This window comes from Phyllobacterium ifriqiyense (assembly GCF_030817885.1).
Classification (GTDB): domain Bacteria; phylum Pseudomonadota; class Alphaproteobacteria; order Rhizobiales; family Rhizobiaceae; genus Phyllobacterium; species Phyllobacterium ifriqiyense.
This window is the reverse complement of record NZ_JAUSZT010000003.1, coordinates 1,215,836-1,230,486: the sequence shown is the minus strand read 5'-3', so window position 1 is coordinate 1,230,486 and position 14,651 is coordinate 1,215,836. Positions and strand designations below refer to the sequence as shown.

At 54.3% G+C, this 14,651-nt stretch carries 10 protein-coding genes and 2 pseudogenes; 3 read left to right on the top strand and 9 right to left on the bottom strand.

The features are described from left to right. The first annotated feature begins 309 nt into the window (after positions 1 to 309). Complete coding sequence (locus QFZ34_RS13610) at positions 310 to 546, top strand: Lrp/AsnC ligand binding domain-containing protein (protein ID WP_008127661.1); 237 nt, start codon at positions 310 to 312, stop codon at positions 544 to 546. A gap of 186 nt (positions 547 to 732) precedes the next feature. Beyond that, positions 733 to 2,586, top strand: coding sequence for a dihydroxy-acid dehydratase (gene ilvD / locus QFZ34_RS13605; protein WP_307281874.1), 1,854 nt, complete (start codon positions 733 to 735; stop codon positions 2,584 to 2,586). Positions 2,587 to 2,670: 84 nt separating this feature from the next. On the opposite strand, the gene QFZ34_RS13600 is transcribed toward ilvD, so the two are convergent. From QFZ34_RS13600 to aptA, 7 genes and pseudogenes are all read right to left on the bottom strand, one after another. Then, positions 2,671 to 3,660 carry an ABC transporter substrate-binding protein gene (locus QFZ34_RS13600; RefSeq protein WP_115054644.1) on the bottom strand — a complete coding sequence of 330 codons (990 nt, stop codon included), beginning with the start codon at positions 3,658 to 3,660 and terminating at the stop codon, positions 2,671 to 2,673. A gap of 34 nt (positions 3,661 to 3,694) precedes the next feature. Further along, on the bottom strand, positions 3,695 to 4,801 hold the full coding sequence (locus QFZ34_RS13595) for an ABC transporter permease (RefSeq protein WP_307281866.1): 1,107 nt from the start codon (positions 4,799 to 4,801) through the stop codon (positions 3,695 to 3,697). After that, positions 4,798 to 5,695, bottom strand: a pseudogene (locus QFZ34_RS13590) (ABC transporter permease). The gene QFZ34_RS13595 and the pseudogene QFZ34_RS13590 overlap by 4 nt, the downstream one beginning before the upstream one ends. Beyond that, the gene (locus QFZ34_RS13585; RefSeq protein WP_115054811.1) at positions 5,695 to 6,534 is read right to left on the bottom strand and encodes an ABC transporter ATP-binding protein; all 840 of its coding nucleotides are present in this window, start codon (positions 6,532 to 6,534) and stop codon (positions 5,695 to 5,697) included. Before QFZ34_RS13585 ends, QFZ34_RS13590 begins: the two are co-directional and overlap by 1 nt. Continuing rightward, positions 6,534 to 8,000: a dihydropyrimidinase gene (gene hydA, locus QFZ34_RS13580; protein WP_307281862.1), complete on the bottom strand. Its 1,467-nt coding sequence runs from the start codon at positions 7,998 to 8,000 to the stop codon at positions 6,534 to 6,536. Before hydA ends, QFZ34_RS13585 begins: the two co-directional genes overlap by 1 nt. A 57-nt stretch (positions 8,001 to 8,057) precedes the next feature. Next, positions 8,058 to 9,305, bottom strand: coding sequence for a Zn-dependent hydrolase (locus QFZ34_RS13575; protein WP_307281860.1), 1,248 nt, complete (start codon positions 9,303 to 9,305; stop codon positions 8,058 to 8,060). A 10-nt stretch (positions 9,306 to 9,315) separates the two neighbouring features. After that, positions 9,316 to 10,642, bottom strand: a pseudogene (gene aptA, locus QFZ34_RS13570) (omega-aminotransferase AptA). A gap of 222 nt (positions 10,643 to 10,864) precedes the next feature. Between aptA and QFZ34_RS13565 the strand changes: the two are divergent. Beyond that, complete coding sequence (locus QFZ34_RS13565) at positions 10,865 to 11,518, top strand: TetR family transcriptional regulator C-terminal domain-containing protein (RefSeq protein ID WP_307281857.1); 654 nt, start codon at positions 10,865 to 10,867, stop codon at positions 11,516 to 11,518. Between the two features lie 205 nt (positions 11,519 to 11,723). On the opposite strand, the gene preA is transcribed toward QFZ34_RS13565, so the two are convergent. Together preA and QFZ34_RS13555 are read right to left on the bottom strand one after the other, a co-directional pair. Further along, positions 11,724 to 13,034, bottom strand: coding sequence for an NAD-dependent dihydropyrimidine dehydrogenase subunit PreA (gene preA, locus QFZ34_RS13560; protein WP_115054639.1), 1,311 nt, complete (start codon positions 13,032 to 13,034; stop codon positions 11,724 to 11,726). Between the two features lie 11 nt (positions 13,035 to 13,045). Next, positions 13,046 to 14,503 (bottom strand): NAD(P)-dependent oxidoreductase, encoded by a 1,458-nt coding sequence (locus QFZ34_RS13555; protein WP_307281854.1) that lies wholly within the window; start codon positions 14,501 to 14,503, stop codon positions 13,046 to 13,048. Positions 14,504 to 14,651 lie beyond the last annotated feature (148 nt).

Genomic DNA, 14,651 nt, shown 5'->3' with positions numbered 1-14,651 from the left:
AACCAACAGGAATGATTACCCCATATCCCGTGATCGTTAAAATTCGCCTCTCTAGCTTAAGAAAACGATAACATGGTGGTTAATACAGGCCAACCCGCAAAGGCATTACACAACCCATCCGAAACTGTCGTTGTGACCATATCGCCACAAAACAGGCGTTTACGAGGGAACCCGACGCGGTCACTTTTTATTGGCGGCTGTATTGTTTATTAAATCGGCTGGAAAGCTCCGCGTGAAAACCTGTGATTGCGCTATCCCTGCAACCCAAATAGATTAGCCGCAACCAATCAGTCCCTCCGGAGCATATGAATGAAACCCGTATTCCTGCAGTTGCAATGCTTCCCTGGCAAAACCTATGAAGTTGCGGCTGCCCTTTTTGAGCGCGAGATCGTCTCGGAACTCTATTCGACCAGCGGCAATTTCGATCTGCTGGCGAAGATCTACATTCCCGAAGACCAGGATGTCGGCAAGTTCATTAATGACAATGTGCTCGACATCCAAGGTATTGCGCGCTCGCTGACGACCATGACTTTCACGGCATTTTGACCCTCAGGCAGCAATTTTAAGCGGATAACCGAGACATTAAGTCTCGTTTCATGCGATAATAATGTCCCCTATGTAATGTTTGCAATAAAAACACCGCATTCGGGTAACAAAATTCCATTCTTTGCCTAAGAAGCTGTTCTTCTATAGATTGTTTCTTTTGCAATTCACTATCAGGATAGTTTGAAAATGCCGCCCTATCGTTCACGTACAACCACACATGGCCGCAACATGGCCGGTGCCCGCGGCCTTTGGCGCGCCACCGGTATGAAGGACGAGGATTTCGGCAAGCCAATTATTGCCGTCGTAAACTCGTTCACTCAGTTCGTGCCTGGCCACGTGCATCTGAAAGATCTTGGCCAGTTGGTGGCGCGTGAAATCGAAAGCGCGGGCGGTGTTGCCAAGGAATTCAATACGATTGCAGTCGATGACGGCATCGCCATGGGACATGATGGCATGCTCTATTCGCTGCCATCGCGCGAGATCATCGCCGATAGCGTTGAGTATATGGTCAATGCCCATTGCGCCGACGCTATGGTCTGCATTTCCAATTGCGACAAGATCACGCCCGGCATGCTGATGGCAGCCTTGCGGCTGAACATTCCTGTCGTTTTCGTTTCCGGCGGCCCGATGGAAGCCGGCAAGGTTACCTGGGATGACAAGGAAAAGAAGCTCGATCTGGTCGATGCCATGGTTGCCGCTGCTGATGATCGCATTTCCGATGCGGAAGTAACGGCTATTGAGCGCTCTGCCTGCCCGACTTGCGGTTCCTGCTCGGGCATGTTCACCGCCAATTCGATGAACTGTCTGACCGAAGCGCTGGGCTTGTCCCTACCGGGCAATGGTTCAACGCTGGCTACCCATGCGGATCGCCGTCGCCTGTTTGTCGAGGCCGGGCACCTCATTGTTGATCTGGCCCGTCGCTACTACGAACAGGATGATGAAACAGCGCTGCCACGCGCTATCGCATCCTTTGCCGCCTTTGAGAACGCGATGACGCTCGATATCGCGATGGGCGGTTCGACCAATACTGTTCTCCACCTGCTTGCGGCGGCGCATGAAGGCGAAGTCGATTTCACCATGAGCGATATTGACCGGCTTTCCCGTCGCGTTCCCGTACTGTGCAAGGTGGCTCCTGCTGTTGCCAATGTGCATATGGAAGACGTACATCATGCGGGTGGCGTCATGGGCATTCTTGGCGAGCTTGATCGGGCAGGTTTGCTTGATACCTCAGTTTACTCCGTTCATGCAGCAAATCTGGGCGCAGCGCTTGATCGCTGGGATGTGATGCGCAGCAAGAACCAGTCTGTCCATGATTTCTTCAAGGCAGCGCCGGGCGGTGTTCCTACCCAGGTTGCATTCAGCCAGGATCGCCGCTTTGCCGATGTTGACCTGGATCGCGAAAAGGGCGTTATCCGCAATGCGGAACATGCCTATTCCAAGGACGGCGGTTTGGCTGTGCTTTACGGCAATCTTGCCGAAGATGGCTGTATCGTCAAAACGGCAGGCGTTGATGAGTCAATTCTGAAGTTCTCCGGTCCTGCGCGCATTTTTGAAAGTCAGGATACCGCCGTTCTTGGTATTTTGAACGGCGGCGTAAAGCCGGGCGATATTGTGCTGATCCGTTATGAAGGTCCTCGCGGCGGCCCCGGCATGCAGGAAATGCTCTACCCAACCAGCTATCTGAAATCCAAGGGCCTCGGCAAAGCTTGTGCCTTGATCACTGACGGGCGTTTCTCCGGCGGTTCGTCAGGACTTTCCATTGGCCACGTTTCTCCGGAAGCAGCCGAGGGCGGATTGATCGGTCTGGTGCAGGAAGGCGATATAATCGACATCGACATCCCGAACCGCAAGATTCACCTTGCCGTCGATGATGCGGTCATTGCCGATCGCCGTGCGCATATGGAAGCCAAGGGCTCAGCCGCCTGGAAGCCTGAAGAAAAGCGCAAGCGCAAGGTCACAACTGCACTGCGTGCTTATGGCGCAATGGCAACAAGCGCTGCACGCGGTGCTGTAAGGCAGATTCCCGACCATTGGGAGTGAGATGATTGGCAGTAATATCGTGCGTGGTTCGAACCACGCACAACAAAAATGCAGCCCTTTTACCAAGGGCTGCATTTTTGACTTTTACTTCGCTGCATCAGTAACTTTTGTTGTCCAGGCACCTTCCGGCTTCTTGGTAATAACCGGGTCTGAACCACCACCAAGCAAGGTTTCCACAGTCCGGTCGGCAGCTGCCGTATCAAGCACGCCGTCTGAACCTTCCGTCAGCTTATTGATTTCAGCAACCATGCGCTTCTGGTGCTTCTCTGTCTGGGCCCCGCTGGCATCATTCTCAAGCACAATTTCAGCAGCTTCGTCCGGATTGGCCCGTGCATATTCCCAGCCCTTCATTGAAGCCTTGACGAAGCGGGCCAGCTTTTCGACCATTGCCGGATCGTCGAGACTCTTCTGGAGCACATAAAGACCGTCTTCCAGCGTTGCTACTTTTTCATCCTCGTACTTGAAAGTGACGAGCTGATCTTCCGGAATGCCCGCATCAATTACCTGCCAATATTCATTATAGGTCATAGTGGAAATGCAATCGGCTTGCTTCTGGATCAGGGGATCAACATTGAAGCCTTGTTTGAGAACTGTGACGCCTTCCGGCCCGCCATCGGTCTTCAGGCCAAGATGGTTCATCCATGACAGGAACGGATATTCATTTCCGCCGAACCAGACACCCAGCGTCTTGCCCTTGAAGTCTTCAGGCTTGGTAATGCCCGTTTCCTTGCGGCAGGTCAGCATCATGCCGGAGCGCTTGAACGGCTGGGCAATATTGACAAGAGGAAGACCCTTTTCACGCGTGGCAAGCGCGGAAGGCATCCAGTCCACCACGACATCTGCGCCACCACCAGCAATGACCTGCGGCGGCGCAACATCTGGGCCGCCTGGCTTGATCTCGACATCCAGATTGGCCTCTTTATAGAAGCCCTTATCTTTAGCCACATAATAGCCAGCAAACTGCCCTTGCGTGACCCATTTGAGCTGAAGCGTCAGTTTATCGGCGGCCAGCGCCGAGCCCGCCATCAGGGTGCTGATGGCGAGTCCCAACGAGAGTGCAATGGTCTTCTTCATGTTTCAGTTCTCCTCTGTTCTTGTATTTAAATGTTCAGGATCGGTAGGAAGGATGCCAGAAAGTGACGGCCCTTTCGATAAGGGTAATCAGTCCATAGGAAAGTGAACCAGCAAGGGCGGCAACAAAGATTTCCGCCCAGACCATATCGACATTCATGCGGCCAACTTCTGCGGAAATGCGAAAACCCATGCCGACAATGGGGGAGCCGAAAAACTCGGCAACAATTGCGCCGATGAGCGCCAAAGTCGAGTTGATTTTAAGCGCATTGAAGATGAACGGCATGGCAGCGGGTAGACGCAGCTTGAGCAATGTCTGACCATAGGTTGATCCATAGGTGCGCATGAGATCACGTTCCATGGCGCCCGAGGCAGCAAGCCCGGTAACTGTGTTCACCAGCATCGGGAAGAACGTCATGATAACAACAACAGCGGCTTTGGACTGCCAGTAGGAACCGAACCACATGACCATGATCGGAGCAATGCCAACGACGGGCAGTGCTGCCACCAGATTGCCAATGGGTAAAAGCCCCTTGCGCAGAAAGGGCACGCGATCAACGACAATCGCGGCCAGGAAACCCGAGCCGCAGCCCATGACATAACCGGCAACCGCGGCCTTCAGATAGGTTTGTTGGAAGTCCGCCCAGAGCGTCGGCACGGAAGCCGCGATACGCGCGGCAATCATTGATGGTGGCGGCAGAAGGATTGCAGGAACACCGAAGCCGCGCACCACCACTTCCCAAAGGATAAGCAGCCAAGCACCGAACAGCACCGGCAATGCCAGATTGATCAGACGCTGACCATCTGGCGATGAGACACGCCAGCTTGCAAGCCGCTGCACTGTCAGCCAAGCCAACAGCCATGCCGCCACAACCATGCACCAATAACCAAGCAGCGCTCCTGCCGGACCCATGAAACCGAGGAGCGTTATCAGGCACCAAGCCGCGACATGGATCAAAATGAGCAATGCAATTGTGGAGGAGACCGAGGTCGAGGCGAACAGCGCCACCGCGGCAGCGACAAAGAGCATGATCGGCGTTGCATAGGATAATGTGGTTTGAACATCCGCGCCTGTCGGGACCACAAGAGCCGCAGCGGACAAGACAAAGGCAGCAATGGCCAAAGGAGAGCGCGAAAACCTCATGGCCGCACTCCCATTCGCCGGTTAACAAGCGTCGAGATTACCCCTATAAGGCTGACAAGAACGGCCGCCATGAGTGCGGCAGCGATAAGGGCAGCCCAAATTTGCACGGTCTGACCGTAATAGGAGCCAGCAAGCAGGCGTGCCCCGATACCCGCCACAGCTCCAGTGGGCAATTCACCGACAATGGCACCAACCAGACTGATGGCAACGGCAATTTTCATTGAGGTAAAAAGATAAGGCATGGAGGCCGGCCAGCGCAGTTTCCAAAATATCTGAGCCTTTGAAGCGTTATAGGTGCGCATCAAATCAAGGTGCATGATTTCGGGTGAGCGAAGACCTTTGACCATACCGACAGCCACTGGGAAGAATGAAAGATAGGTTGAGATCATCGCTTTGGGCAAAAGCCCGGTAATATTGACCGCGTTGAGGACAACAATAATCATCGGGGCAATGGCGAGGATCGGCACGGTTTGCGAGGTGATGATCCAAGGCATCAGGCTTTTGTCGAGCGTTCGCGAATGCACAATAGCGATCGCCAGAAGAATACCAAGCAAAGTGCCGAATGCGAAACCGAGCAGCGTGGACGATAGAGTGACACCGCCATGATAGATCAGGCTACGCTTTGACGTTGGTGCAATATCGAAAACCGTCTTACGAATTTCAGCGGCAACTTGATGCGGAGCAGGCAAAACCGGCCCGTTCCTGCGCCATCGTATTGGCAACCAACTGCCCTGTGGAAATGGTGGTATTGGCACGCGCTGCCTGGTCGCGTTCGAATGGCGCGTTGAGAATGATGGCAAAAACATACCAGAGTGCGATGATAACCAAAAGGATGGTTCCGACCGGGATCACCCTGTCGTGGAGCACGGCTGCAAGGCCTTGACGCTCCTTCATCACAGATGAGCCTCATCATAGGAATGACCGTGCCGCAAGCCTTCACGTACGCGGTGAGCGATTTCCAGAAATTCCGGTGTTTCGCGAATATCCAACGTCCGCTCAGAGCCGAGATTGCAATCGATGATTTCGTGTATCCGGCCCGGACGCGGACTCATCACAACGATCTTTGTCGAGAGAAAAACTGCCTCGGGAATCGAGTGCGTTACAAAGATGACTGTCTTTTGCGTTTTAGCCCAAAGCTTCAGTAATTGTTCGTTGAGGTGATCGCGGACAATTTCATCCAGCGCACCGAAGGGCTCATCCATTAAAAGCATATCGGGATCAAAAGACAGGGCGCGGGCAATGGATGCGCGTTGCTGCATACCGCCTGATAATTGCCATGGAAACTTCTTGTCAAAACCTGCCAGATTAACCAGCTCGAGATTCTTGGCGATCCGCGCCTTGCGCTCCTCCTTGGGTATGCCCATCACTTCCAGTGGCAGGGAAATATTGCCGCCAATGGTGCGCCAAGGATAGAGCGCGGCCGCTTGGAAAACATATCCATAGGCACGTTTTTCGCGCGCCTGCGATGGCGTCATTCCATTGACCGATATGCTACCCGAGGTGGGCTGCTCCAGATCGGCAATCACGCGCAACAAGGTGGTCTTTCCGCAACCGGAAGGGCCGATAAAGGAAACGAACTCGCCGCTGTTAACTGCAAGGTCGATGTTCGACAAAGCATTGACGGGGCCATCATTGGTCTGGAAGACCAGCGAAAGGTCTTTGACATCAATTACATTTTTTGGCGCCGCATCAGCCATTATTTTCGCCTTGGGTCGGAGCGCGACGACTGTCATCATACGCCTGCCGGAATGTTCTTCGGATCGCGATCCACTCTACGCGGTGCGGTTAGTTCCTTCCAAGTGGAAAGTGCGCGGCTGGCAGAGGGGTTGGCCTCACGCTCGACAAAGCGTCCGCTGCCCGTCGGCGCAAGCACTTCGCCATCCCTATAGGCAATCTCTCCACGCGAAATAGTGATGCGCGGCAGGCCCGTCACTTCAATGCCCTCAAAGACATTATAGTCGATGGCCGACTTCTGCGACTTTGCAGAAATGACCTTGGTTGCATTGGGGTCCCAGATAACAATATCCGCATCGGAACCCGGCAAGATCGCTCCCTTGCGCGGGTAGATATTGAGAATTTGGGCGATATTGGTCGACGTTACCGCGACAAACTCATTTGGCGTCAGGCGGCCGGTACGCACGCCTTTGGTCCAAAGCACGGGCATGCGATCTTCCAGACCACCAGTGCCATTTGGGATTTTGGTAAAGTCGCCGACACCAAAACGCTTCTGCTCGGTGGTAAAGGCGCAATGGTCTGTCGCCACGACCTGAAGACTTCCCGATGCAAGGCCAGCCCACAATCCATTTTGGTTGATCTTGTCACGGAAAGGCGGCGACATGACCCGGCGCGCGGCATAGTCCCAGTCCTCATTTTTATATTCACTCTCATCCAGAACAAGGTGTTGAATCAGAGGTTCGCCATAGACGCGCATACCCTTGGCACGCGCGCGGCGAATGGCTTCATGGGACTGTTCGCAGGAAACATGCACGATATAGAGCGGCACGCCTGCCTGATCGGCGATCATGATGGCGCGGTTAGCCGCCTCACCTTCTATTTCGGGCGGGCGCGAATAGCCGTGAGCCTCCGGTCCGGTATTGCCTTCGGCGAGGAGCTTCTGCTGGAGATGGGCAACCACATCGCCATTTTCCGCGTGGACAAGCGGCATGGCGCCGATCTCGGCACAGCGCAGAAAGGAAGCGAACATTTCATCGTCGTCCACCATCAATGCGCCCTTATAGGCCATGAAGTGCTTGAACGTATTGATGCCGCGTTCAACGACTTTGGGCATTTCGTCGAAGATCTGCTTGTTCCATCCGGTTATCGCCATGTGGAAGGAATAGTCGGTGCGCGCTTTGCCAGCCTTCTGGAACCAGTCCTGCAAGGCGGCAAGCAACCCGTCTTCGCCGGGGAGCACAAAATCGACAACCATCGTTGTTCCACCTGCCAGCGCCGCGGCGGTGCCGGTGTCAAAATCATCGCTGGAATGGGTGCCCATGAAAGGCATTTCAAGATGCGTATGCGGGTCGATACCGCCGGGCATGAGAAAGCAACCGGTTGCATCAATAATTTCGCAATTGGCGTCCTGGCCGGAAAGATCTGAGCCGATGGCAGCGATCTTGTCGCCATCAATCAGCACATCCGCTTTATAAGTGCGGTCAGCGGCAATAATTGTTCCGCCTTTGATCAGTTTCGCAAGCATTGTGTTCGTTCCCCTTTTTGGTCTTTTGCCGAACATGTTGCATATGTGGTTGCTAGGTCAGGCTTGAATCTCCGCCGTCTCCAGAACCGCATGCAACAGGACATCTGTACCGGCAGCAGCCCATTCCTTCGAAATCTCTTCATCCTCATTGTGGCTGAGGCCATCCACGCAAGGGCACATTACCATCGCCGTCGGCGCAACGCGGTTGATCCAGCAGGCATCATGTCCGGCGCCGGAAACAATATCGCGGTGACTGTAGCCAAGCCGATCCGCAGCATTGCGCACGGCAGTGACGCAGCCTTCGTCGAAGATAACGGGATCAAAATGCCCGGCTTCTTCAATCTCGATGCCGAGGCCAAGCTCCTTGGCAATCTTTGGTGCCTTCGCCTCAATTTCCGCTTTCATTGCGGAAAGCGTCGAAAGGTCTGGCGAGCGGATATCAACCGTGAACACGACTTTGCCCGGAATGACATTGCGGGAATTGGGATAAACATCGACATGGCCGATTGCCCCAACCGCATTTGGCTGGTGGGCCATAGCGACGGCGTGAACCAGTTCAGTAATACGCGCCATGCCGAGGCCCGCATTCTTGCGCATAGGCATTGGGGTTGAGCCTGTGTGGCTTTCCTTGCCCGTCAATGTGATCTGCAACCACCACAGGCCCTGACCATGGGTGACAACGCCGATATCCTTGCCCTCAGCTTCCAGAATGGGTCCCTGCTCAATATGCAGTTCGAACAGCGCATGGATCTTACGGGCGCCGACTTTCTCGTCACCCTTCCAGCCGATTCGCTCCAGTTCGTCGCCAAACTTCTTGCCCTTGGCATCTTCGCGAACATAGGCCCATTGCTCATCATGAATACCGGCGAATACACCGGAAGCCAGCATGGCCGGGGCAAAGCGCGTACCTTCCTCATTGGTCCAGTTGACAACAACAATAGGATGCTTGGTCTTGATATTAAGATCGTTGAGCGTGCGGATCAGTTCCAGTCCGCCGAGAACCCCCAACACACCATCATATTTTCCGCCCGTCGGCTGTGTATCGAGGTGGCTGCCGACATAGACCGGCAGCGCATCCGGGTCAGTTCCTTCACGCGTGAAAAACATGTTGCCCATGGTGTCTACGCCCATGGTCATGCCGGCTTTCTCACACCAGGATTGAAACAGCCTGCGGCCCTCGCCATCCTCATCGGTCAGGGTCTGGCGATTATTGCCACCGCGCAGACCCGGCCCGATTTTGGCCATCTCCATCAGGCTATCCCAAAGGCGGTCGCCATTGATCCGAAGATTTCCCGTCAGCGACATTTGCCCGCTCCTATGCCAAGTTCTTCAACACATCGGCGAGCGTATCGAACAGATGATCGATCTGTCCTTTGCTGATTGTCAGAGGCGGAGACAAGGCGATGATGTCGCCAGTCGTGCGGATCAGCACGCCCTTTTCGTATGCATTGAGGAAAGCCTGGAATGCCCGTTTTGTCGGGGCGCCGTCGATGGGTTTGAAGTTCGATGGCGCCGATCAACCCGAGATTGCGAATGTCTATGACATTCGGCAGTCCCTTCAGCGCATGCAGAGCATTTTCCCAATAATCGGACAGTTCCGATGCGCGGGTCAACAAGCCTTCTTCCTCATAGGTGTCGAGCGTTGCGAGAGCCGCTGCGCAAGCGACCGGATGGCCGGAATAAGTGTAGCCATGGAAAAGCTCTATCAGATTTTCCGGACCATTCATGAAGGCCTGATAGATGTCCGACGAAGCGAAAACCGCGCCCATCGGAATAACGCCACTGGTGATACCCTTGGCGGTTGTCACCAAATCAGGCACCACGCCGAAATAATCTACCGCAAATGGTGCACCAAGACGGCCGAAGCCGGTGATTACTTCATCGAAAATCAGGAGAATATCGTGCTTAGTGCAAATCTCGCGCAGGCGCTTGAGATAGCCCTTTGGCGGAATGAGAACGCCAGTCGAACCCGCCACCGGCTCTACAATGACGGCCGCAATATTTGACGCGTCGTGCAGCGCAATGACCTTTTCCAGATCATCGGCAAATTCAACGCCATATTCAGGCTCGCCGCGCGTATAGGCATTTCGCGCCAGATCATGCGTATGGCGAATATGGTCAATGCCACTTAAAGCATTGCCAAAGGTCTTGCGATTGCCGGAGATACCACCAACGGAAATACCGCCAAAGCCAACGCCATGATAGCCGCGCTCGCGGCCAATCAGCTTGACCTTGGTGCCATTGCCTTTAGCGCGATGATAGGCTAGCGCGATCTTCAGCGCCGTATCAACCGATTCAGAACCGGAATTGGTGAAAAACACATGGTCAAGCGGCGATGGCAGCATGGCAGCCAGGCGCGCGGCTAGTTCAAAGGCCTTGGGGTGCCCCATCTGGAATGCAGGCGCATAATCAAGCTCTGCAACTTGCTTTTGAACGGCTTCGACGATCTTGGGGCGGCCATGGCCCGCATTGCAGCACCAGAGACCGGCAGTTCCATCGAGGATCTCGCGTCCATCATGAGACTTATAGTGCATGTCTTTAGCACTGACGAGAAGGCGGGGATTTTGCTTGAACTGCTTGTTTGCCGTAAAAGGCATCCAGAACGCGTCGAGATTGTTTGTCCCCATTGCCGTTTTAGACATGTGACGAAGCCTCCTGATTGCGGATATTACCGCTTGTTTTGTGTTCCCGAATGATTGAACCTTTAAGGGGATTCAAAAACCAATTGCCAAAAACTTGACTAGTTGGTCAAAATGCAGGCTAGAAGAGCATAGTTAGGTGGTCAAGCGCTTTATAGGCATTTCAACCCGTTGCCGGGACAAGCGGAATTGCCATTTTGTCGCGGGTGGGTGGAGCAATCAGCAATGGCGAAAGCTGCGAAGCAGAAAACGAATGGCGGCCCGGAACGAACAACCCGTATCCAGGAAATAAACCGCCGTTTGATCCTTGATGCGGCGCTTGATGTTTTTTCCACTTACGGGTTCCGCGGCACGACTATCGACCAGATTGCCGACAAGGTCGGCATGTCAAAACCCAATCTGCTTTATTATTTTCCACGCAAGCAAAATATCTATGTGACGCTGCTGGAAGAGACGCTGACGGAATGGCTTGCCCCGCTCGCTGATATTGATCCGGCGGGCGACCCGATCGAGCAATTGCGCAAATACATCACGCTCAAAATCAAAATGTCCGAAAGCCATCCGGAAGCATCGCGTCTGTTTGCCAATGAAGTGCTGCATGGCGCACCGGCAATCAGTGACTTTCTGGCCAAGAATTTGAAACCGCTGGTTGACGAAAAGGCCGTCGTCATTCGGCGCTGGGTTGGCGAAGGCAAACTTGCTCCGGTTGACCCCTATCATCTGATTTTCATGATTTGGGCAACCACCCAGCATTATGCGGATTTTGACGTACAGGTTCGCGCTATTATGGGTAGCCAAGTTGGCCGTCCAGGCTTTCGCGAACAAACCGCGCAGGCAGTTCTGAGCATAATTCTCAACGGCATCCGCCCGCGCGATTGAAATAAAATGGTGCCGCGTTCGATTGCATTGCTCTCCTGCGTGGTTCGACAAGCTCACCATGAGGAAAGTTGTAGGTGCTGCAAAGCCAGCCTTTATCGCAACAGAGCTGGGCTCCCTTGCCAATTACGACTTTCTTCGTGGTGAGCTTGTCGAACCACGCACAAACTGGGTTGCCATAAGTTTAAATAGAACTACGGCTAACCCATCACTCCGCCGCAACCTTTGCCATTGGATTGTTGGGGTGCGTCGTCCAGTTGGCATAGTCTGGCTGAACCGGTGTTTTGGTGCGCGGATCGACTCCCGAGAGCATAGGCACCATATCGATGCAGTTCTCTACAGGGCAGACATTCACACACAGATTACATCCAACACACTCTTCATCGATGACTTCGAAGTGCCTCACACCATCGACCATTGATGTGATCGCCTGATGCGATGTGTCTTCGCAGGCGATGTGACAACGACCACATTTGATGCATAGGTCCTGATCGATCTGTGCCTTGGTGATGTAGTTCAGATTTAGATATTGCCAATCGGTGACATTGGGCACAGCCATACCGCGGAAATCTTCGATGGAGCGGAAGCCGCGTGAATCCATCCAATCGGACAGGCCCGAAATCATCTCCTGCACAACCTTGAAACCATAGGTCATGGCAGCGGTGCAGACCTGAACATTGCCGCAACCCAGAGCGATGAATTCTGCCGCGTCGCGCCACGTTGTGATGCCGCCAATGCCGGAAATCGGCAGGCCGCGTGTTTCCGCATCGCGGGCGATTTCCGCAACCATATTCAGGGCAATCGGTTTGACTGCCGGGCCGCAATAGCCACCATGCGAACCGCGTCCATCAATGGAAGGGTTGGGCGCAAACGTATCAAGGTCAACTGAAACAATGGAGTTGATCGTGTTGATCAGCGAGACGGCATCCGTTCCGCCGGATTTGGCAGCACGGGCTGGCTTACGCACGTCGGTGATATTTGGCGTAAGCTTGGTGATGACGGGCATGCGCGTATATTGCTTGCACCAGCGCACCACCATCTCGATATATTCCGGTACCTGCCCAACCGCAGCGCCCATGCCACGCTCGGACATGCCGTGCGGACAGCCGAAATTCAACTCAATCCCATCGCATCCGGTTTCTTCGACACGTGGAAGGATGGCCTTCCAAGCCTCTTCCTCACAAGGCACCATGATCGATGCAATCAATGCACGATCCGGCCACTTTTTCTTGACCTCGGTCATCTCACGTAAATTGACCTCAAGCGGGCGATCCGTGATGAGCTCGATATTGTTGAGGCCAAGCAAGCGCCGGTCCGGCCCATGGATCGCACCATAGCGGGGGCCATTGACGTTAACGACGGGAGGCCCCTCTTCTCCAAGGGTTTTCCAGACAACGCCGCCCCAGCCTGCCTTGAATGCACGCTCAACATTATAAGCCTTGTCGGTTGGGGGCGCCGAAGCCAGCCAAAATGGGTTTGGAGATTTTATACCAAGGAAATTCGATGAAAGGTCAGCCATGATCGTTTCCTTTAGCCGCTAATATGGCTTGGATTGGCAGGATGTTGCGCAGATGCGGTCGCGGGTTCGGAATTGCTGGCAATGACTGCCTCGGCAAAGCCGCTGACTTTTTCCGGCTGCATCGATAAAGCGCGATGAATCGACTCAGCTGCAAGCTTGCCATCCTGCACGCCCGCTACAGTCAGATCCTGACCGCCGGCAATACAGTCGCCGCCCGCCCAAATTCCTGGAATTGATGTACGGCGCTCCTCATCGACACTGATACGGCCACGCGAAAGCGCCATACCTGCTTCGGCAAGAATTTTTTCCGCGGGCATTTGGCCAATCGCCTTGAAAATCTGATCGCTGGCCAATGTGACGCTTTCGCCGGTTGTTTCCAGCCTGCCATCATTCATGGTTGTGTAGTCGAGGGTGATGCCGCAAACCTCGCCACGTTCATTGCGTGTCAATGCGCGCGGCTGCAGCCAATGGCGGATAATCACGCCATTCTTCAATGCAAGTTCCTGTTCGAACTCGCTGGCATTCATGCTTTCCGGACCGCGTCTGTAGGCAATGATGACGTTCTCCGCGCCGAGCAGCTTCGTCTGGACTGCAACGTCGATGGCAGTCATGCCACCACCGATGACGACGACATCCCGTCCAACGGCGATTTCCGAAAGGTCGTTGCTCTGACGCAGAACGGAAATGTAGTCCACAGCGTCGATGCAGCCTGCCGCATCCTCGCCATCAAGGCCAAGCTCATTGACACCCGGCAAACCCACTCCAAGGAAAACAGCATCAAAACCGGCACGCAACGCATCAAGGCTGATATCCCTGCCAAGTGCCTTGTCGTTCTGAATGGTGATACCGCCAATCTCCAGAATAAAATCCAGTTCTTTCTGGGCGAAATCATCGACGCTCTTATAGGCGGCGATACCATATTCATTGAGGCCGCCAGCCTTTGGGCGGGCCTCGAAAATCGTCACATCATGGCCATGCATGGCCAGACGATGAGCGGCAGAAAGCCCTGCCGGACCTGCGCCGACCACTGCCACAGACTTGCCGGTAGGAGCCGCGCGGGTGAAAGGGTGCTGGCCGTTTTCCATCAGGTAATCTGTTGCGTAACGCTGCAGCAGGCCGATCTTTACAGGCTTTCCTTCGGCCGCTTCACGCACACAGGCCTGCTCGCACAACGTTTCCGTCGGGCATACACGGGCGCACATACCACCAAGAATATTCTCGCTCAGGATGGTCTTGGCCGATCCGGTGGGATTTCCCGCGGCGATCTCGCGAATGAAAAGCGGAATGTCTATCCCCGTAGGGCAGGCATTCATGCAAGGCGCATCGTAGCAGAAGTAGCAACGGTCAGACTCAACGAAAGCCTCATGCCGCGAAAGCGGCGGATGCAGATCGGAAAAGACCTCGCTATACTCACTGCTCGCGAGCCGGCCAGCCCTGACGTCACGGATTCCTGAATCCATCGATCCCATGAAATGGCATCTCCCATATCTGTGGCAGCGTCCGGTTCCCGTGGATCACAGCCATTTGCAGATGAGCCGGTTCGTCCGGCTCCATTATGGAAAGAATGGCATATTTTTACAAAAGGTCAAATTTTTTATCAAATGGTCAAGAATCATA